The following is a 19,047-nucleotide window of genomic DNA, read 5'->3' on the forward strand; positions in this document are numbered from 1 at the left end:
CATGTCCAACATGGCAAAAAGATTGTATAAAGGCCGCGCAGCGCTAAACGTGCTCGCTAACTCGGTTGAAAACGCGAAAGAAGTATTCGAAGCGGCTGAAGGTTATGTGCTTGTCGGCGTTCTTTCGAAAGACTACCCAACCGTGGAGACAGCTGTAGCCGCAATGAAAGAATACGGCAAAGCGATTGACGAAGCCGTATCCATCGGTCTAGGCGCTGGCGACAATCGTCAAGCTGCTGTCGTTGCTGCGATTGCTAAGCATTACCCAGGCACTCATATCAATCAAGTGTTCCCGGCAGTCGGTGCTACACGCGCTAATCTTGGCGAGCAAGACAGCTGGATCAACAGCTTGGTCTCTCCTACCGGCCGCGTCGGCTATGTCAATATCTCAACAGGTCCAGTAAGCGCGGCTCAACCTGAGCATGCCATCGTACCTGTTAAAACAGCCATCGCGCTTGTTCGTGACATGGGTGGAAATGCTCTCAAGTATTTCCCGATGAACGGCTTGAGCCGTGAAGACGAGCTTCGTGCCGTTGCACAAGCTTGCGGCGAAGAAGGCTTTGCTCTTGAGCCAACTGGCGGTATCGACATGGAAAACTTTGAAACGATTCTGCGCATTGCGCTTGAAGCCAAAGTTCCGCAAGTCATCCCTCATGTGTACTCGTCAATTATTGATAAAGCTACAGGAAAAACAAATACATCCGATGTACGCGAACTGCTCAGCATTATGAAGAAACTGGTTGATCAACATGGCTAAGCGAATTGCTGCTTTTGGAGAGGTTATGATGCGCCTGCAGGTGCCAGGTTATGAACTCTTGTCCCAAGCCAGCTCGCTTAACTACACGTTCTCCGGTACAGGAGTGAATATCAGCTCCGCACTTGCTCGCTTCGGGCATTCCGGGTTCCTGATCTCCAGATTGCCTTCCAACGCAGTAGGAGATGCTGCAGAAGCTTACTTACGTAAATTAGGCATCAACTCGTCAATGATTACTCGCGGCGGCAACTATGTCGGCATGTATTTTTTGGAAAATGGTTTCGGTGCGCGGCCCAGCCGCGTCACTTATTCCAACCGGCAGGAAAGCAGTTTTAACACGGCCCCGGAAAGCACTTATAATTTTGCTGAAATTGCTAAAAATATCGATATGATCCATTTCTGCGGGATTACTCTCGCCATGAATGATAACGTGCGCCAGCATATGAAGGCCTTGGCCAAACAAGTCAAAGCTAACGGGGGCACTGTTGTTTTCGATTGCAATTATCGTCCGGCTCATTGGGGCGAAGGCGGTTACGCGAAAGCAAAACCTCATTACGAGGACATGCTGCAACTCGCTGACATTGTCATGATGAATGAGAAAGATGCCATATATATCCTGGGCATGCATACCGATCAAACCGAACGTCAGGATCAACTGATGGAATTGATTCCAGCGGTTGCAGATAAATATCAGATCGGTGTCATTGCAGGAACGCATCGTCATATCAACAGTGACAACACCCATTCTCTACGTGGATTTATTTATAAAAATCAAGCGTTCACCTTTTCTAATCTACTCACATTTTCTATCTATGATAGAATTGGTGCTGGAGATGCCTACACAAGCGGTATCGTACATGGGGAAATTCAAGGATTTTCACCTGAAAAGACAGTCGGGTTTGCAGCTGCCGCCGGTATGCTCGCGCATACCATTGTTGGAGATACGCCTATGTCATCGGAAAGCGATATCCTTCGTGCGATGACGGAAGCTGTGGGCGATGTAGAAAGGTAGTGAACGTTTAGGTGAACTTATCCCGTAATAAACGCCCCTTATATTTACAAATTATGAATATCCTAAAGGATCGCATCTTACACGGTGTGTATCCTTTGGGTACCAATATTCCATCTGAACCCCAGTTGGAGCAAGAATTTAATGTTAGCAAGATCACCGTTCGAAATGCCATCAAAGAGCTGGCACAAGAGGGATATTTGGAGAAAGGCAGCGGTAAAGGAACCAAAGTCATTCGCAATGCTTCCCTATCCAAGCTGTCTAAATGGAAACGGTTCACAGAAGTGCTGGTTGAAGAAGGCCACCAAATTCACAAGCAATTGCTCCGCGCTGAAATTGTTTCGAATACACCTGGAACATTGCCTTATCAGCTGTTTGGAGAGCGGTGTTTCTATATCGAACGCCTTTATCACTTAGATGACAGACCCTATATTCACTATTCCCATTATCTCTCACTGCAAATGGCCACCATCGAACTCACGGATTTGAACGAACAATCCTTGTACGAACTTCTTGAAGATCACGGCATTGCCTTAGAGAAATATCGGGATGAATTTGCTGCTGTCACCGCCTCTTCCCATGTAGAGGATATGCTGCAAGTGAAAGCAGGCACGCCCCTACTGAACAGATTGCGTTATTCCTATGATGAACAAGGCACTCTGATCGAATTCAGCGCAGGGCATTACAGTACCGAAATGCACAATTATGTAGTTAATTACGATACTTAGGAATACTGGCTTCAGCTTGTTTCCTTTTCTCGTCGACACCTTGATAACGCTTACTAACATTTTGAGAAGAGGGATCCCACATGAATATGTATCTACTGATCGTTACCCTGCTTGCTATTGTCATTGTTATTCTTGGCGTAGCCTGGTGGAAATGGCATGCCTTTATTTCTTTAACCGTTGCGAGCTTGTTCCTGGCGCTTATGGCGGGTCTTTCTATGGATAAAATCGTTGGCGCATATGAAACCGGCGTCGGCGCTGTGCTAGGGCATTTAGTCGGCATTTTGGCCTTAGGTACAATTTTGGGTAAAATGATGTCCGATTCCGGGGCAGGCACCCAAGTCGCCAATTTCTTTATTCGCGTGTTTGGTGAAAAACGTTTGCCATGGGCCATGCTGCTATCCGGTTTTATTATTGGGATCCCTGTATTTTTTGACGTCGGGATCGTTATGCTCCTGCCACTTGTGATCTCCATTCACAAATCAACGAAACAAAATATATTGCTCATCGGTTTACCGGTCATTGCCGGATTGTCCATTGTTCACGGTCTAGTACCACCGCATCCAGGCGCTATGACAGCCATCGGTATTTATAAAGCAGACATCGGCAAAGTACTAATTTACTCCCTGATCATTGCGATTCCAGCTGCGATCATTGCAGGCCCATTGTTTGCCAAGTGGGTAAACAAACGTGTTGTTCCTCAGAATGAACCTGAGCTTCTGGATTCAAGCACTGAGCCTGAAAAATTGCCAGGCGCCGGCATTTCCTTTTTCATTATTTTGCTGCCTGTTTTGTTGATGGTTTTGTCTGTCATTGCACCTTACCTGCCGGTTCCAAGTGGAATCATGAAATTCCTTGCTTTTATCGGGAATTCCGTGATCGCGCTGCTCATTTCTTGTTTCGCTGCCTTCTACTTCCTGGGCATTCGCCAGGGTATGAGTAAAAGTTATATCAGCAAATTGTCGCACGATTGCCTGCTCCCAGTTGCTTCGATTATTTTGATTATCGGTGCCGGCGGCGGATTCAAACAAATCCTTATCGCCAGCGGCGTAGGTACCTCTATTGCGCAAATGGCCGAGAATATTTCTCTCTCTCCTATCGTATTAGCTTTCATGGTTGCCGGATTAATTCGTGTCGCAACCGGTTCGGCGACGGTCGCTTTAACAACAGCCGCGGGCATCGTCTCTCCCATTGTTGAGCATATGTCCGGCGTTAATTTGGAACTGCTTGTTATTGCCACAGGCGCAGGCTCGCTGATGCTTTCCCATGTCAATGATGCTGGCTTCTGGATGGTTAAGGAATACCTCGGATTAACCGTCAAAGAAACGTTTAAAACGTGGACTGTCCTAGAAACACTCCTTTCCTTCATTGCATTCGGAACCGTGCTGATTATCGATATCTTCGTTTAAATATAAAAGCCTGTGCACCTCCTCCTAGGATGTGTACAGGCCATAAAACAGCAAAAAAGACAGCCCCACATGGGACTGTCTCTGTTGTTTGTGCTATGACACTCTATTTATAAGTGGGGACTCCCAATTTCTTATAATTTTGTGACGTTAGCTGCTTGAGGACCACGGTTGCCTTGAGTAATGTCGAACTCAACGGATTGGCCTTCTTCTAATGTTTTGAATCCTTCGCCCTGAATTGCGGAGAAGTGAACGAATACATCGTCGCCTCCATCAACAGAAATGAAACCGTAGCCTTTTTCTGCGTTGAACCATTTAACTGTACCTTTCAAGTGAACAACCTCCTAAAAATATCGCCATCTATGACGAATAAGGAAATTATACCATCACATCTGGGATAAATCAACGCATAAAAAGCTCTGGACATGCTAAAATTTGTTGATGTACCAACGTTTTCCTCTATGCGAAGCCCCTCTTGATTATGCTTAAATATTGATGAGAATTTGGTAAAAAAGGTAGGCTTGCCTCTCTTTTTTCAACCAAATGCCCCTCGTTTGCCAAATCATTTATTAAATCAGGCAGTCTGCCATATTCCTCTGTTCGAAAACTGAGCAGCGGATAAATCTTCACTTCACTGCCAAGCTTCGCAACGCGAAGCAGCTCCCGCACCGCCTTCAGATGGAAGGCATAGTCGAACTGCTCCTCATATAGAAAAAGAAAGTGGCTGCACAGCACAAGATCAAAGGAATCTTGTTCAAACGGCAGCACCGGAAGACAAGCCACATGATACCTTGCCATGCCATCACGGCTTGAGAAGTCCTCTACGAACCTTTCTAGGCCTCTTATACGTCCCGCCGTATGGTTTTGAAGCGAACCATAAAACGACCAGTCATAGACGTCCTGGAGCTTCTCCATCTTGGCCGCAACAAGCCCGATTTCTTGCCTGCCATGCTGGTCTATCTCCTCCGATGATTTCTCGTACAAAGGATCGACCGCTTCTGCGAGAATACCAAGCTGCCTTGCTTCTGTTGTGAAGGAAGACGCACCGCCAGCAACATCCAGGACTCGTTTCCCTTGCAAATGTTCCGACTGCAGCATAAACATTTTCTCATACTCAGCATACGATCTGGAGGTCATCGCGACGCCGACTTGCTCATAAATACGCTTTTGTTCCATGCTCATCTCTCCTCAGCTCTTCTTTTCTGGGCAACAGCCCGTCTCATAACCCGTTTCCCTCTGGAAAGGATTAGGAGAATATTACCATGGGCAACTGTCTATGGCAATAGGGATTTCTTTGATGCCCTGTTTGGAAATCACGTCTATTTATGATACGATTGCATATATCTTTAAGCTTACTACAGAAACGAGGAACAACCGTGTCAAAACAACCTTTCAAGAAACATACCATCTACAAAAAAGATAAATGGAACATGCTGAATGTCGAAGTCCAAGGAACCAAAATTGTGCTGACGGAGATCTCCGACCAGTGGGGTGAAGAGTGTCACACGTTCATCGGGCGGCCAGCGATGCTGCACTGGGCTAATGAGCGATTTGCTAAGGATAAGTTCGATGGTACGGAAGAAGAATGGCAAGCGATTATGGACGCATTCAAAGAAGTATAAACGGATTAGACCAAATGCCTTGACTTTCATTCTCTATCTTTTTATAATCAACTTATAAGTTCATACGTAATACTCCAAAGGGGAGTAGCTGATACAGTAAAGTCGTCAATTCGGATCCTCATCAGATCCCGGCTTTATTGGCAACGACTATCGTTGTTAGCAAGACCTTTGCCAAATTTTTGGTGAAGGTCTTTTTTGATGAATTAGAGCCTTCACCGGTCGTCGGTGTTGGGCTCTATTTTTTTCAAAAAAATTGCTAAAGGAGTGGTCGTTGTGGAATGGTTATCAGCAGGCTTTTTCGTTTCATTACTCAGCATTATCCTCATTGATTTGGTACTTGCAGGAGATAACGCGATCGTTATCGGTATGGCGGCACGTAATTTGAAAAAGGAGACACAAAAGAAAGTCATCATTTGGGGAACCGTAGGCGCTATCGTTATTCGCGCACTGGCGACCTTGATCGTGGTAACGCTTCTGAAAATTCCCGGTCTTCTCTTAGCGGGCGGCATATTGCTCCTCTGGATATCGTATAAGCTGCTCAGCGAAAAGAAAAATCACGAACAAGTTCAAGCGAAGAGCAGCATGTGGGCTGCCATTCGCACGATTATTATTGCCGACGCCGTGATGGGTCTGGATAACGTCATTGCTGTCGCTGGCGCAGCTCATGGAAATTTCCTGCTCGTCATTATCGGTTTGCTGGTTAGTGTCCCTATCGTGGTCTGGGGCAGCACCTTATTCATCAAATGGATTGAAACTTATCCATGGATCATGTATATCGGCGCAGGCGTGCTCGCATTAACGGCAGGTAAAATGATTACCGGCGAGAAATTCCTCTCCCCTTATTTCGCTTCAAATCCGCTTGGCAAATGGCTGCTGATCGGACTGCTCGTCATCATCGTGCTTGCGGCAGGCAAATGGTCCAAAATGGTCGGCTACCTCGTAGAAGTCGGAGACCGCGGACAGTTAAAACTGCCTAAAGAATTAAGCGATGAAGCTCAAATTGCTCCGGAAGATCGTTTTACAGTCAAGATGGATTCCCGAGGCAAGTTGATTCTGGTGAAAACAGAAGATGATGAAAATCCCGATGAAACGATGCAGCATGCCGGCTGAAAAAGGAGTTTGCCTACAGGCAGCGAAACTTACTATCATGCAGTAATTAGCAAGTGTCATATTCTATAGGGATAAGGATGATTCACCAATGACCGAATCCGGTTCTATACTCACATTTATTCTCGTATCCTTCTGCCTAGCCATCATTTTGATTATGAAAAAAGACAGCCTTCCCGCCCAAATGAAACGATATCTCGCTTTATTGGCAATCGTCATGGTCTCGTTTTCGTTTGTTCTCATCTTGATCAGCTTCTTTGGCGCCGGAAAGTAAATTTACTTCCTTCCAGCTTTTTCTTATAATCATAATTGAGTGGGTTAACGGTCATACTAGGTGAAAACCATGAAGTGGGTTTAGATCAAAATTCCCCCACATGGGTATAAGCCGGGAGCGTGACCGTAATGCGCTGGATCTATGTAACTGCAGCGATGGGACTTCTCCTTAGCTCTGTCCCAGCAGCTGATTTGCATGCGAAGGAAAACCGTTTAACCCAAACTCAAAACAAGGACAGGAGGGCTCCCATGGCTCAACTATTGGAACGCAAACAAGTACCTGCCGAGCACCGTTGGAATCTGGAAGATTTATTTGCCGATGCGAAGGCTTGGGAAAAAGAATTTCAAGATGTTAAAGGCTCGATCAGCAAAATCAGCGCCTTCCAAGGAAAACTTAACGACGCCGCTGCCGTCAAGCAATGTTTCCAGTTGGAAGATGAGGTCTCTCTGAAGACAGAAAGACTTTATGTGTATGCCAACATGAAACATCATGAAGATACTGCAGAGCCTACTTACCAGGCCTTATCCGATAAATCGAAAAAAATCAGTGTCGAAGTGGGCGAAGCTCTCTCCTTCATTTCGCCGGAAATTTTAAGTTTATCCGATGAAAAACTGCAACAATTGGTCAACGATCCTTCTTTATCTTTTTATAAAGACACGCTCGAAGAAATGATTCGCCAGAAGCCGCACACGTTATCCAAAGAGCAAGAAGCACTTCTGGCTCAAGCAGGCAATATGGCGGGAGCGCCGAGCACGATCTTCGGCATGCTGAACAACGCCGATTTGAAGTTCCCGAAAGTTAAAAACGAAAAAGGCGAGGAAGTCGAGCTCACCCATGGAAGTTACATTCAATTCCTGGAGAGCCGTGATCCGGAAGTTCGAAAAAATGCCTTCCATGCCGTTTACGAAACTTACCGCAACAACAAGAACACGATCGGCGCTACGCTCAGCGCGAATATTAATAAAAACATTTTTTATGCTAAAGCACGTCACTATCCTTCCGTTCTGGAATCGACTCTTTTCGGCGATAACATTAAGAAGGAAGTCTACACGAACTTAATTTCCACCATTCACGACTCTCTGCCTGAGCTACAGCGTTATTTGAAGCTCCGTAAAAAGCTGCTGAAAGTCGATGAATTACATATGTATGACCTCTTTGCTCCGCTCGTTGAAGAGTTCAAAATGGATATCACCTACCAGCAAGCCAAAGAAGAAATCAAGAAAAGCCTGGCTCCGCTTGGCGAAAATTACTTGAAAATTCTTCAAGACGGCTTCGACAACCACTGGATCGACGTTTATGAGAACAAGAATAAGCGTAACGGTGCGTACAGCTGGGGTGCTTACGGCACACATCCTTATGTGCTGCTCAACCATAAAGACAATTTAAACAGCATGTTCACACTGACGCACGAAATGGGTCATGCCATCCATTCCTATTTGTCCGACGAAAATCAAGAATACCGCTATGCGCAGTATACGATTTTCCTTGCAGAAGTCGCTTCCACTCTGAACGAGGCGCTCCTCATGGACTATTTATTGAAACGCGTGACGGATCCAAAAGAGAAGCTTTATCTGCTGACTTATTATGCTGATCAGTTCCGCACTACGGTTTTCCGTCAAACGATGTTTGCCGAGTTCGAAATGATTACACATGAGAAATCGGAACAAGGCGAGTCGCTTACTCCTCAAGAGTTCAGCGAAATCTATTACGGCTTGAATAAGCTGTACCATGGCAACGACATGGTTGTGGATCAAGATATTGAGATGGAATGGGCACGTATTCCTCACTTCTATAACAGCTTTTATGTCTACAAATATGCAACAGGCTTCTCGGCGGCAACCAGCTTTGCGAAGCAAATATTGGATGAAGGCCAGCCGGCCGTTGACCGTTACTTGGGCTTCCTGAAAAGCGGCGGCAGCGACTACTCGCTGAACATCCTGAAGAAAGCCGGCGTTGATATGTCGACACCGGAGCCGATCAAGCAAGCCATGAGCGTCTTCAGCTCTTTGCTCGATCAGATGGAAGAACTTACGAAGTAAGGAAACAAGTGAGGTTGGAGGCCCGAGCCTTCAACCTCTTCTCCATGGAAAGGATGAATGCTGGATGAAGATGCAATGGATTCTGATCTGCGCATTAATATTCGCCCTCATCACAGCCGTTTTTGCGGTTGTGAATGTCGAACCGGTGCAAGTAAATTTCATATTCGCCCAAACATCCACGCCACTCATTCTCGTTATTTTAACATCCACCCTATTAGGCGGTCTGATTGTTGGTCTCTTCGGAATGGTTCGTCAGTACAAACTGAATCGTAAAGTCAAGCACTTGGAAAAGCAGTTGCAAGATGCCGTCTTGCCTCCAGCCGCACAGCCTGTGAAAGAAACAGCAGGTGAGGCTTCGCCTACCGTGCACTAAAGTTAAAAAAGTGCAGCAAATCTATTGAATTCGAAAATTTATAAATTTGCTGCACTTTTTTTCCACGTTCTTATAGCTGCGCCGATACAAGCCACAATACGTAGCACACTACGCCTCCAACCAGCGAGGAGAGTGCATTCACCCGGTCATTGGTCATGAAGCGGAAACCGCGTATTTGCTTCGCATTCTGACCACAGTGGACTTCTTTCTCGATTGTTTTTCCGCAAACCGTACACTGATACATCACCTGCCAGGTTGCTCCTAACCAAGAATCAGCTAACGAACCAAGCAAACCTGAAAGGGCACCGAATATAATTAAAACAGGAGTTGCGACTATTTCGTAGTCCATATCGCCGATGGTGCTGAACCAACCGCTGAGACATCCAATGAAAGCTCCTCCCACCACAGAAGCCAGCACGCCAATCGTGCTAATACCGCCTGATGTTCCAGCTGGAACCCGCTTGCCATTAAGAATCGACCTCGGCTCAGACGAGCTCATTCCGCCAATTTCCGTGGCCCACGTGTCCGCTGTGACGGTTGCCATCACGCCAACGAACAACACCCACCAAACAGGATCAGGCCAAATCGCATTGCCTATACAGAGGACTAGACCTAACCCGCCATTAGCCGCAACTTGTCCGGCGTCGCGCCTTCCGCCCTTGGCATAACCGCTTTCCGCAGCGGCTTTACGTTGATGCTTAAGCTTCGACAACACGCTCGAAGAAATAAAAAAGGCGATCAGCGTTCCAAACCAAGCTAAGCTGCCAAATACAAACATCAAGGTCCCAAGAATAATCGCAGAAATCAAACCCGATACAGAGAGGGATCCTCTCCAGTAGGCAGCGCCTGCAATAAGCAAACTGCCGGCTAAACCCCAAATCCATTCCATTTGAACACCTCAATTTCCACCTATAATTGTAGCATAGCACAGTTCCCAGAATCTTCCTAAGAGCACTCTGCTATTTTTCGACAAAATCAATCATTTCTCGTGAGATTCTAGCAGGAAGTTAACCTTTTTACGAGAATAATATGGTAAGATAATTTCCGAAAGATAGGAGGCTGCTATGGATAACGACCAGATTACAACTAGATCCCAGATAAAACATGACTTGGATCCGCAAGAAATGCTGCGCGTTATTTTTGATTATGCAGCCAAAATTGCCAATGAACGAGTACTCGAGAATGTCCTTATGTTGATGGCGGATATGGGCCGGGAAATGATTGTCTCTGATCGCTGTACGGTTTGGCTGTTGGATAAGAGCAAGAACGAGCTCTGGTCCAAAGTGGCTCATGGACTCGATGAGATTCGTATCCCAAGCACGGCAGGACTTGTCGGGTATGCGGTCACGCATGATAAAGCTGTATTTATTGATGACGCCTATACGAATGAACAATATAAAACCTACCTGCTTAATGGCGCACTGCATACGGATCAGCAAACAGGCTACCGTACAAAAGCCTTGATGGTTATTCCGTTCCGCGACAGCCAAGGCGAAATCATGGGCGCTTACCAGGCCATTAATAAACTAACGGAATGCCAGCAATTTTCGGATAAAGATATGGAGTATTTAACACTTGCCTCCTCTTATGCGGGCAAATCTCTAGAATCGGCGCTGCTCACCAATGAGATCGAAGCTACCCAGAAAGAAATTATTTTCCGCATGGGCGAAATTGGCGAGAGCCGGTCCAAAGAAACAGGGAATCACGTTAAGCGTGTAGCCGAGTATTCCTATATTCTTGCACGTGGATTTGGTATGAGTAAGGAAGAATCGGAACTCCTCAAAATCGCTTCACCGATGCATGATATCGGCAAGGTAGCGATTCCCGACAGTGTGCTCAATAAACCCGGCAAATTAACCGAGGAAGAGTTCAAATTAATGCAAAATCACACCGTGATCGGGTACAACCTGCTCAAAAACTCCAATCGTCATATTCTCAAAACGGCTGCGGTGGTCGCCTATGAGCATCATGAGAAATGGAATGGTCGCGGATATCCCAGAGGAATCAAAGGGGAAGACATTCACATCTACGGGCGTATTACGGCGATTGCTGACGTTTTCGATGCGCTTGGCAGTGAGCGTATCTACAAAAAAGCGTGGGACTTGGATCGCATCTTACAGCTTTTCACCGAAGAGCGGGGCGAACATTTTGACCCTCAAGTCGTTGATGTGTTTTTTGAACAATTACCGGCAATCCTTCACGCGCGTGAACAATATGCCGATAGTGCGCTAGAGGATTCGGCGGATGTAAAATAAAAAGGGCAATTCTCTCAGGTCAGCTATGACCGTAAGAGACTGCCCTTTTTGTTTTATACGCGGATAGTTACTGCTCCGAATACTTCTTCGCCCCATGCTAATTCCAAGAGATCGCCGTTATTTACAGGTCCAACGCCCTCAGGAGTTCCCGTGTAAATGATATCGCCTACGCCCAGCCCGTAATGCTTAGCGATGTAATCGATGATCGTTTGCAAATCGAAAATCATGTTGCTGATGTTGCCGTTTTGAACGACTTGTCCATTCTGACGAAGCTGGAAGTTCTCTTCCGTTAGTTTGGAAGCCCCCGGGAACGGGCGGAATTCCGTCAGTGGCGCAGACTTCAGGAATCCTTTGGCTGGCAGCCAAGGTTGGCCTTTTTTCTTAATAACAAACTGTACATCTCTTAGTGTAAAATCGATGCCCAGTGCATACTTATCAACAATTTCATCAACCTGAATACCTTCGCGATAAGGCTTTGCGATATGCAGCACCAATTCAGCTTCATAGTGAATTTCACCTTGATCACCTGGAAGCTTCAGCTCCCCGCCACTCATATCCGCCAAGGCATGCGTTGGTTTCGTAAAAATCATCGGCTGATCCGGAACATCATTCCCCAGCTCGGCGGCGTGTGCCCGGTAATTGCGTCCTACACAATAAATATTGCGAACATCTGTCATGTCGTTTTCTCCTCACATTATTTCTTGCTAACATTACCTTCGGCATCTACTTTCGAACCAATCGAAATTTGGCTTAACCGCTGGAACAGCTTGGAGCCGTCTTCCGAACTCATGGGTGTAGGAAGTGCAAATTTGCTTAAAATAGGAACAAGATGAATATTGCACGATTTATCTTTCGAGCAGGACGCTTCCAAGATAACCGTTTCCCATGTCTTAGAAACATCATTCGTTGTAAATATAAAATTACCTAAACTATATGCGATCCATTTGCCTTTGTACTGCTCGAAACCTTGTAACACATGTGGATGGCCGCCAACGACCAAATCTGCGCCGGCATCAATATAACGGTGTGCCAAATCCGTCTGATACTTATCCGGATGGTCGCTTCGCTCAACGCCCCAATGTGCAACAACGACAACAAGATCGGCACTCTCTTTCGCTTTTTGAATAGCTTCGACAGGCGGCTTGTAATTGTAAGTTTCCGCCACCCCGATGCGTCCGGGACCTGCTTTCCAAGAAGCTTCAGGAACAACACGGCTAAAGCCGAAAAAGGCGATTTTCATGCCGTTTTTTTCCAGTATGACCGGCTGATAGGCTTCATTCAAATCATTGCCCGCTCCCATGCGCTTAATCCCCTCTTGGTCCAGCGCATTCATGGTGTCCTGTAAACCTTCAGGGCCATAATCCATGACATGGTTATTCGCTAAATTAACAAGATCGATGCCAGCATCCTTGAGCGGAGGTAAAGCCAAAGGTGATGAGCGGTAAACGTAATCCTTTTTCTGTTCGGTACCTTTAGTTGTTATAGGTGTTTCCAAATTGGCGATGGTGAAATCCGGTTTGGTCAAATAGTCTTTTACATTCGTATAAGGATAATCATAGCCTTTTTGTTTCAAAATATCTTCTACCTTAGAGGCTAGCAGCACATCGCCTACAAAAGTGAGATTCACTTGTCCGCTACTACTCGTTGGCTTGTCCGAAACTGCCGGTGACGACGACGGTACGATTGCGTTTGCTGTAGCTGCAGGACTGGGCTGGCTACTTGCTGCATTCGTCGGTTGAGGCGAATTTACGGACACCGATGGTGAAGATGCCTCTTGTTCTTCGGTAGTTTTGCTATTCGACGTCCAATAGGATGCACCAATTCCAATCGCGAAACAAGCGACGGCAGCCAAAGTGAGTCCTCCGATCATTTTCAGCGGAGTTTTCTTCTGAGGCGCGCGCACTACCTTCACTTTACGGTGACGCTCTACTCTGGATTCCATTCAAAACCTTCCCCTTTCCCCTCACAAATTATAGCAGAAGAATCTAGCATTGGGTAATAGTCAAGGACACTCATTTTCAGAATGGAATCCGTATGATATAACAGAATCAATGAGATTTACACTTGAGACCAGCACGGAAAGGAATTCATCGTTTTGGAAAAAATTGCGATTATTTCAGATATCCATGGAAATTTGCCTGCCCTTGAAGCCGTACTTGCTGATATCAAACTGCGCGGCATTGAGCGAATCTATTGCTTAGGCGACCTGGCCGGCAAAGGACCTGATTCGGCAGCCGTTGTTGACTCAATACAAAGGACCTGCGAGGTTGTCATACAGGGAAATTGGGACCTAGGCATCAATATGCCGCAAGACCAGCCGGCGGGCATTTGGCAGCAGCAGCAATTAGGGCCTAAAAGGCTTGCTTATCTGGCAGAATTGCCATTCTCCGTTGATTTCTACCTTAGCGGCAAACTGTTCCGTTTATTTCATGCTTCCTCACAAAGCGTTTACCATCGTGTTAAGCGTAAAGCTTCCAAAAAAGAGCGACTGGCACTGTTTCAAAATACAGAAATGACCGGTGCGGCCCCTGACGGAAAGCTTCCCGATATTGTTGGCTACGGGGATATTCACATCCCTTTTTTGATTACGATGAAAAACCCTTCAGAAAAGAGCACCGCAAAGCGTGCCGACAGCGGTCTAATGCTCTTTAACGTGGGCAGTGTAGGCATTCCCTATGACGGCATTCCACAAGCCTGCTACTGTATTCTGGAGGGCAATATGAATAGTCAGCAGCAAGCAGGATTCTCCCTTCAATATGTACGCGTACCGTATGATATCGATTATGCTATCCGTAGAGCTCACGCTGTGAATATGCCTGAGACTGAGCGCTATGCGTTTGAAGTTTCAACGGGTCTGGTACATAGATGAGAGATTGCACAAAAATTTATTATGGAAATTAATTCCACTACATGATAATATAGGTGCATCATTGAAAGCGAGGATACCCTCCATGAAGCTGAATTGGCCCAAAATTGCTTTTATCGTTTTATGTGCGGAGATTTTGCTTATTTACTGGAATGGGATGAGCGCTACACCTTTCAAGAAGCAGCAAAATGTGCACCCTATATCCACGCTGCAACCCGCTCAGCCTGTTACCCAGGTAGAAGAGAAAGTACCTTGGCAAATAAACGAATTTAAATTTTTTCAAGTGCATCAGTTAACTTCTTAAGATAAACTTTCACATCTGCCCTATTCAATGGGCAAAGGGCTACCTGGAACGTCTTCTCAGACACTTCAGGTAGCCCTTGCTATGTACGCCTTATTTCACCCGAGCCAGCGCTAAACCGTCATAGGCTGGTAGGATTGTACTTTCCAAACGCGGGTCTTCCGCAATGAGCTTATTGAAGCTGCGCATCGCTTGCACGGAAGCTTTGGTTTGGTTTGCGTCAACCACTTTGCCTCTCATCAGCGTATTATCGCCTGCAATGATGGCCCCAGGATTCGCTAATTGAATGGCAAGCTCCAAATAGTTTGGATAGTTTACTTTGTCCGCATCGATAAAAAAGAAATCAAAACGCTCCCCTTGCGCAAGCAGCTCGTTGAGATGCGTCAACGCTTCGCCTATACGATACTCGACAAACTGGCCAAGGCCTGCGTCGGCTACATTTTGTTTGGCTACATCGGCAAATTCCTGTTTCAACTCAAGCGAGATGAGTTTGCCGCCTTCTTGCAGCCCTCTAGCTAGGCAAATCCCGCTATAGCCGCCTAAAGCCCCTATTTCCAGCACCTTTTTTGCGCCAATCATCGTCACTAGCATCGTAAGCAGTCTGCCGTAGCCCGGGGCGATTGAGATTTCTGGCATATTATTTGTTCGTATGACTTCCTTCACCCGTTCAAGCACGGGATCATCCGCATATAAGCCTTCCATATAGCTCTCAGCTGTTAGGGTTTCCATGTCATTCCTCCTAAGAGTTTGCCGTTTCGTTTGTAAGTATATCTTATTTGTCCTATACTTGTTAATTGTATGAGTTTTATGAACGAAGCACAACCCGGATGGAAGGAATCTAAACATGCCACAATCAATCGAACTAATTGCAACTTGCCCAATGGGACTTGAAGCTATCGTTGCGCGCGAAGTCCGCGACCTCGGTTATACAGAGGTTACCGTTGAGAACGGCCGCGTACGCTTTATGGGAGACGAGCTGGCCATCTGCCGAGCCAATCTATGGTTACGGACAGCAGACCGGATTCTCGTGCTTATGGGCCAGTTTAAAGCTCTGACCTTTGATGAGCTTTTTGAAGGCACAAAAGCGCTCGCTTGGCCCGACTGGATTCCGAACGATGCCGAATTCCCTGTGCAAGGGCGTTCCCATAAGTCACAGCTTTCCAGCGTCCCTGCCTGCCAAGGCATCGTAAAAAAAGCCGTCGTTGAAAAGCTGAAACTTCAATACGGCACCGAATGGTTCCCCGAGAACGGAGCACGTTACGTGATTGAAGTGGCGCTCCTGAACGATATCGCGACACTCACGATCGACACCACAGGCCCAAGCTTGCATAAGCGCGGATATCGCAAGCTCGTGACCGAAGCGCCGCTGAAGGAGACCATGGCCGCTGCCATGATCCTGCTCAGCCGCTGGAGCGTCGATCGGCCGCTCTACGACCCGTTCTGCGGGTCGGGAACCATCCCGATCGAGGCCGCTATGATCGGCTGGAATATCGCGCCAGGCCTGCGGCGCAGCTTCCCCAGCGAGGCGTGGGGCAATGTGCCGCGCAAGCTCTGGGACAAAGCGCGCGACGAAGCGTTCGACGCGGTTCGCGATAATGTGCCGCTGCACATCATCGGCAGCGATATTGATCCGTCTGCCATCGCAGTGGCAGAGGCCGCCGCGAAGTCGGCCGGGCTGACGAAACAGTTCCAGCTTCGCGTGGAACCGGTAGCCAAAGCCCGCCCGCGCGGCGACTATGGCTGTTTGATCACCAATCCGCCTTATGGAGAGCGGCTTGGTGAAGCCAAGGATGTCGAGGTCGCGCTGCGCGAACTCGGGGCACTTACAGCTCCAATGCCTTCATGGAGCATGTTTATTCTCAGCCCAAGCACACAGCTCGAGCACTATATGAACCGCCGCGCTGATAAGAAGCGCAAGTTGTTTAACGGACGGATTGAGTGCAACCTTTATCAATATCTTGGGCCATTTCCTCCGCGTAGGTAGGACAAGTATTTTTTGCAAAAATAGCGGCAAGCAAAGACTTATAGAAGTCAGAGCTGCCGCTGTTTTTCAAATCTTATATATGATTCCTTGTAAATCTAATTCAATATCTCTACGCGAATCTGATAATCATTCGAATAACTGAAACGATACGATTTATTTCCGCAAACAAATGTATGAACACTCGAACGGTCGAAGTCCGTTAGTTCTTCACTTTTCTGCAACTTGCCGCCTGCTTCTTGAACTAGATCGAAAATGCCTCGAAGTGATGCTTTCATCCCATGCGACAAATCCTTAAACACTCTGCCATCAATATCATCTGCAGTCACTTTTTTAAAGTTGACCTGATTATATTTTTTCAGTATGTCAACAACTTGTTCCTTTTCAGATGTCGGGCATACCTTATCCTCATCACCATGAAATATATAGTATGTTGTATCCGACGTGATGCGGTGTGCTTCTTCCAACAGACTACGAATCGCGCGACAGCTGTCCGAGAAATAATTCGGATCGAGCTCATCTGAAAGCGTCCAAGGTTCATCTGCAATAGCTTGAATCGTTACTCCATCATGCCGGTAAACCAATGGTCCCAGCCTGTAATCCTTTGTGCAGATGTCAACCACACTCGCCCGCGAAAAACCCGAATTATCGATAATCGCCGAGAATGTGTGAGGGGCAAACTTTCCAAGTAATAAGGCGATATATCCCCCATATGACGATCCATAGGCGATGATACGGCGCCGATTGATCGTGTGCTTTTTCAAAATATCGCCGAGCACCGACAAATAGTCGAGTGCCGGAAGAAAGCCGAACGACTGATATTCCCCTTTTAAATGATACGACAAGAGCATGTACGGTGAGCTATGCCCGAACAAATACTGAATGCCCCGCTTCTTCAGGTGAAACGCCAAAATGTCCAAGCAATCGTCTTGCAGCGATCCGTCGTTATTCAGGAAATCCGTCCATGGGATACCATATAACGAACTCAGCGTTGCAAAATATGTGTTATCAAATTTGACTGACTTAATCTCATTGTCTACTCCCCAGTAATGAACGCCGGCCACAATGCAGTTGCTCTTATTCGCCAGGTATGGCCGCAACTTATTGGCCTGATATTCAGATGATGGAGTATCGCCAAACGGCGTAATAAAGAGGATCAATCCGGTTTCTTCGTTAACCCCTGCTTCGGGGAACGTAAGCTGATATTCCACGAGTGAGCGCCTGTAGCCGAGCTCCACATCAGGATGAGGTCTTACATAAAACGTATTACTTAACATTCGTTCCTCCATTGCTTCACGCATCTGAAATTATTAAGAAACACTTATCAAACTAGGTATGAATTCAAATAACTACAACTTATGTATACTTCACGCTTTCATTCCAATCATCCAATCTCTTCCATCCCCTTCCAAGTCTAACACACCTTAGAATAGACTTAAACAGATTTCTACAAAAATCATCATTTTTCGTGTTTATTCTTACAAATTAGACGAGGAGGATAAGTAATAAACATCAATATATAACCTGTCATCCTGTATCAGTATCTTGGGCCTTTTCCTCTACGTAGGTAGGATCCAAATCAAACAGCGGCGCTGTGACTTAGATTTAAAGTCATAGTCGCGCCGCTGTTCGATTTGAACTAATGATTCATTTGAGTCTCTCTTCTTTTGGGGTGGAGTCAATGAAAAAGTTATCATTTAAAGTTGAGATAACTGCTTTAAACAATTTCTGTTGTAATTCTAATATTTGCGTTGAATCATGTATAAAGCTAAATTGCTTACTTACCTCGAAGTATAAATAAAAAAGTTTATAAGAGAGGCTCCGAGAAATAACGTTTTGACCACTCAATAAATCTTTTGTTTTTTCTAAATATATAAACAGTTCTAAAAAGTCATCAAACAATATTTCTTTTTTTGCTCTTAGTGGAGGAAGAACTTTCAACATTTTTTCTCCTATTAATTCCTCCAAAATTTCTAGCTGCTCACTCAAATAATACCCTCCCCAATGTAGATTTATATTTAAAACTAAAACATACTGAACAACTTATTCAAGGAAATTTTATAGTTTTCCTGCACATTAATACAAATCGAGAGTACATAACCTGTCATCCTGTATCAATATCTTGGCCCTTTTCCTCCGCGTAGACAGGAACGTAGGCAGCACGAAAAAGAGGCAGCTGAGACTTTACGTCTTAGCTGCCTTTGTTTATAGATGGCTCTTATGTGTACTCCAGAAACCCGTGTTAAAGTCAAAGTTCGAGCTGTCCCGCCAGCACTTACGCTAACGGACACAGGAGCCTTTATTCGGCGTGAAATCGCCGATTTAGATTTCTAAC

At 46.1% G+C, this 19,047-nt stretch carries 21 protein-coding genes; 13 read left to right on the forward strand and 8 right to left on the reverse strand.

Going from position 1 to position 19,047, the window contains the following annotated elements; all coding sequences use genetic code 11:
* Position 1: 1 nt before the first annotated feature.
* The 4 genes from dagF to RQP52_RS24035 all read left to right on the forward strand — a co-directional run bounded on the left by dagF (position 2) and on the right by RQP52_RS24035 (position 3,897).
* Positions 2–757 carry a 2-dehydro-3-deoxy-phosphogluconate aldolase gene (dagF, locus tag RQP52_RS24020; protein ID WP_315954190.1) on the forward strand — a complete coding sequence of 252 codons (756 nt, stop codon included), beginning with the start codon at positions 2–4 and terminating at the stop codon, positions 755–757.
* The gene (locus RQP52_RS24025; protein ID WP_315954191.1) at positions 750–1,766 is read left to right on the forward strand and encodes a sugar kinase; all 1,017 of its coding nucleotides are present in this window, start codon (positions 750–752) and stop codon (positions 1,764–1,766) included. Before dagF ends, RQP52_RS24025 begins: the two co-directional genes overlap by 8 nt.
* 11 nt (positions 1,767–1,777) lie before the next feature.
* Positions 1,778–2,491: a GntR family transcriptional regulator gene (locus tag RQP52_RS24030; RefSeq protein ID WP_315954192.1), complete on the forward strand. Its 714-nt coding sequence runs from the start codon at positions 1,778–1,780 to the stop codon at positions 2,489–2,491.
* Positions 2,492–2,571: 80 nt separating this feature from the next.
* A complete protein-coding gene (locus RQP52_RS24035; protein WP_315954193.1) occupies positions 2,572–3,897 on the forward strand; it encodes a GntP family permease in 1,326 nt (441 codons plus the stop codon).
* Positions 3,898–4,028: 131 nt separating this feature from the next.
* On the opposite strand, the gene RQP52_RS24040 is transcribed toward RQP52_RS24035, so the two are convergent.
* Both RQP52_RS24040 and RQP52_RS24045 read right to left on the reverse strand, forming a co-directional pair.
* Complete coding sequence (locus RQP52_RS24040) at positions 4,029–4,226, reverse strand: cold shock domain-containing protein (protein ID WP_028556542.1); 198 nt, start codon at positions 4,224–4,226, stop codon at positions 4,029–4,031.
* Positions 4,227–4,353: 127 nt separating this feature from the next.
* Positions 4,354–5,070, reverse strand: coding sequence for a methylase (locus tag RQP52_RS24045; RefSeq protein WP_315954194.1), 717 nt, complete (start codon positions 5,068–5,070; stop codon positions 4,354–4,356).
* A 254-nt stretch (positions 5,071–5,324) separates the two neighbouring features.
* On the opposite strand from RQP52_RS24045, the gene RQP52_RS24050 reads away from it, so the two are divergent.
* The 5 genes from RQP52_RS24050 to RQP52_RS24070 all read left to right on the forward strand — a co-directional run bounded on the left by RQP52_RS24050 (position 5,325) and on the right by RQP52_RS24070 (position 9,309).
* Positions 5,325–5,516, forward strand: coding sequence for a hypothetical protein (locus RQP52_RS24050; protein ID WP_127454723.1), 192 nt, complete (start codon positions 5,325–5,327; stop codon positions 5,514–5,516).
* A 273-nt stretch (positions 5,517–5,789) separates the two neighbouring features.
* Positions 5,790–6,626, forward strand: coding sequence for a TerC family protein (locus RQP52_RS24055; RefSeq protein WP_315954195.1), 837 nt, complete (start codon positions 5,790–5,792; stop codon positions 6,624–6,626).
* Between the two features lie 88 nt (positions 6,627–6,714).
* Complete coding sequence (locus RQP52_RS24060; RefSeq protein WP_127454635.1) at positions 6,715–6,897, forward strand: hypothetical protein; 183 nt, start codon at positions 6,715–6,717, stop codon at positions 6,895–6,897.
* Between the two features lie 248 nt (positions 6,898–7,145).
* On the forward strand, positions 7,146–8,936 hold the full coding sequence (gene pepF, locus RQP52_RS24065) for an oligoendopeptidase F (protein WP_315954196.1): 1,791 nt from the start codon (positions 7,146–7,148) through the stop codon (positions 8,934–8,936).
* Positions 8,937–9,000: 64 nt separating this feature from the next.
* Positions 9,001–9,309, forward strand: a complete 309-nt coding sequence (locus RQP52_RS24070) for a LapA family protein (RefSeq protein WP_315954197.1) — start codon at positions 9,001–9,003, stop codon at positions 9,307–9,309.
* Between the two features lie 70 nt (positions 9,310–9,379).
* On the opposite strand, the gene RQP52_RS24075 is transcribed toward RQP52_RS24070, so the two are convergent.
* Positions 9,380–10,198 (reverse strand): DUF92 domain-containing protein, encoded by an 819-nt coding sequence (locus RQP52_RS24075; protein WP_315954198.1) that lies wholly within the window; start codon positions 10,196–10,198, stop codon positions 9,380–9,382.
* Positions 10,199–10,373: 175 nt separating this feature from the next.
* Here RQP52_RS24075 and RQP52_RS24080 point away from each other — a divergent pair, with 175 nt between their 5' ends.
* Complete coding sequence (locus RQP52_RS24080) at positions 10,374–11,564, forward strand: HD domain-containing phosphohydrolase (protein WP_315954199.1); 1,191 nt, start codon at positions 10,374–10,376, stop codon at positions 11,562–11,564.
* Between the two features lie 53 nt (positions 11,565–11,617).
* Here RQP52_RS24080 and RQP52_RS24085 read toward each other — a convergent pair whose 3' ends face one another.
* Together RQP52_RS24085 and RQP52_RS24090 are read right to left on the reverse strand one after the other, a co-directional pair.
* A complete protein-coding gene (locus tag RQP52_RS24085; RefSeq protein ID WP_315954200.1) occupies positions 11,618–12,241 on the reverse strand; it encodes a fumarylacetoacetate hydrolase family protein in 624 nt (207 codons plus the stop codon).
* 17 nt (positions 12,242–12,258) lie between these two features.
* The gene (locus RQP52_RS24090; RefSeq protein ID WP_315954201.1) at positions 12,259–13,506 is read right to left on the reverse strand and encodes a CapA family protein; all 1,248 of its coding nucleotides are present in this window, start codon (positions 13,504–13,506) and stop codon (positions 12,259–12,261) included.
* 153 nt (positions 13,507–13,659) lie between these two features.
* Here RQP52_RS24090 and RQP52_RS24095 point away from each other — a divergent pair, with 153 nt between their 5' ends.
* Positions 13,660–14,433, forward strand: a complete 774-nt coding sequence (locus tag RQP52_RS24095) for a metallophosphoesterase family protein (RefSeq protein WP_315954202.1) — start codon at positions 13,660–13,662, stop codon at positions 14,431–14,433.
* A gap of 82 nt (positions 14,434–14,515) precedes the next feature.
* Positions 14,516–14,734 (forward strand): hypothetical protein, encoded by a 219-nt coding sequence (locus RQP52_RS24100; RefSeq protein WP_315954203.1) that lies wholly within the window; start codon positions 14,516–14,518, stop codon positions 14,732–14,734.
* 90 nt (positions 14,735–14,824) lie between these two features.
* Here the strand turns inward: RQP52_RS24100 and RQP52_RS24105 are convergent, their stop codons facing one another.
* Positions 14,825–15,460 (reverse strand): O-methyltransferase, encoded by a 636-nt coding sequence (locus RQP52_RS24105; RefSeq protein ID WP_315954204.1) that lies wholly within the window; start codon positions 15,458–15,460, stop codon positions 14,825–14,827.
* Positions 15,461–15,575: 115 nt separating this feature from the next.
* Here RQP52_RS24105 and RQP52_RS24110 point away from each other — a divergent pair, with 115 nt between their 5' ends.
* Complete coding sequence (locus tag RQP52_RS24110) at positions 15,576–16,715, forward strand: THUMP domain-containing class I SAM-dependent RNA methyltransferase (protein ID WP_127454649.1); 1,140 nt, start codon at positions 15,576–15,578, stop codon at positions 16,713–16,715.
* A gap of 95 nt (positions 16,716–16,810) precedes the next feature.
* Here the strand turns inward: RQP52_RS24110 and RQP52_RS24115 are convergent, their stop codons facing one another.
* Positions 16,811–17,989: a DUF2920 family protein gene (locus RQP52_RS24115; protein WP_315954205.1), complete on the reverse strand. Its 1,179-nt coding sequence runs from the start codon at positions 17,987–17,989 to the stop codon at positions 16,811–16,813.
* A 370-nt stretch (positions 17,990–18,359) separates the two neighbouring features.
* On the reverse strand, positions 18,360–18,701 hold the full coding sequence (locus RQP52_RS24120; protein WP_315954206.1) for a hypothetical protein: 342 nt from the start codon (positions 18,699–18,701) through the stop codon (positions 18,360–18,362).
* Between the last annotated feature and the right edge of the window lie 346 nt (positions 18,702–19,047).

Origin of the sequence: Paenibacillus violae (assembly GCF_032461945.1) — a bacterium.
GTDB classification, from domain to species: Bacteria; Bacillota; Bacilli; order Paenibacillales; family NBRC-103111; genus Paenibacillus_E; species Paenibacillus_E violae.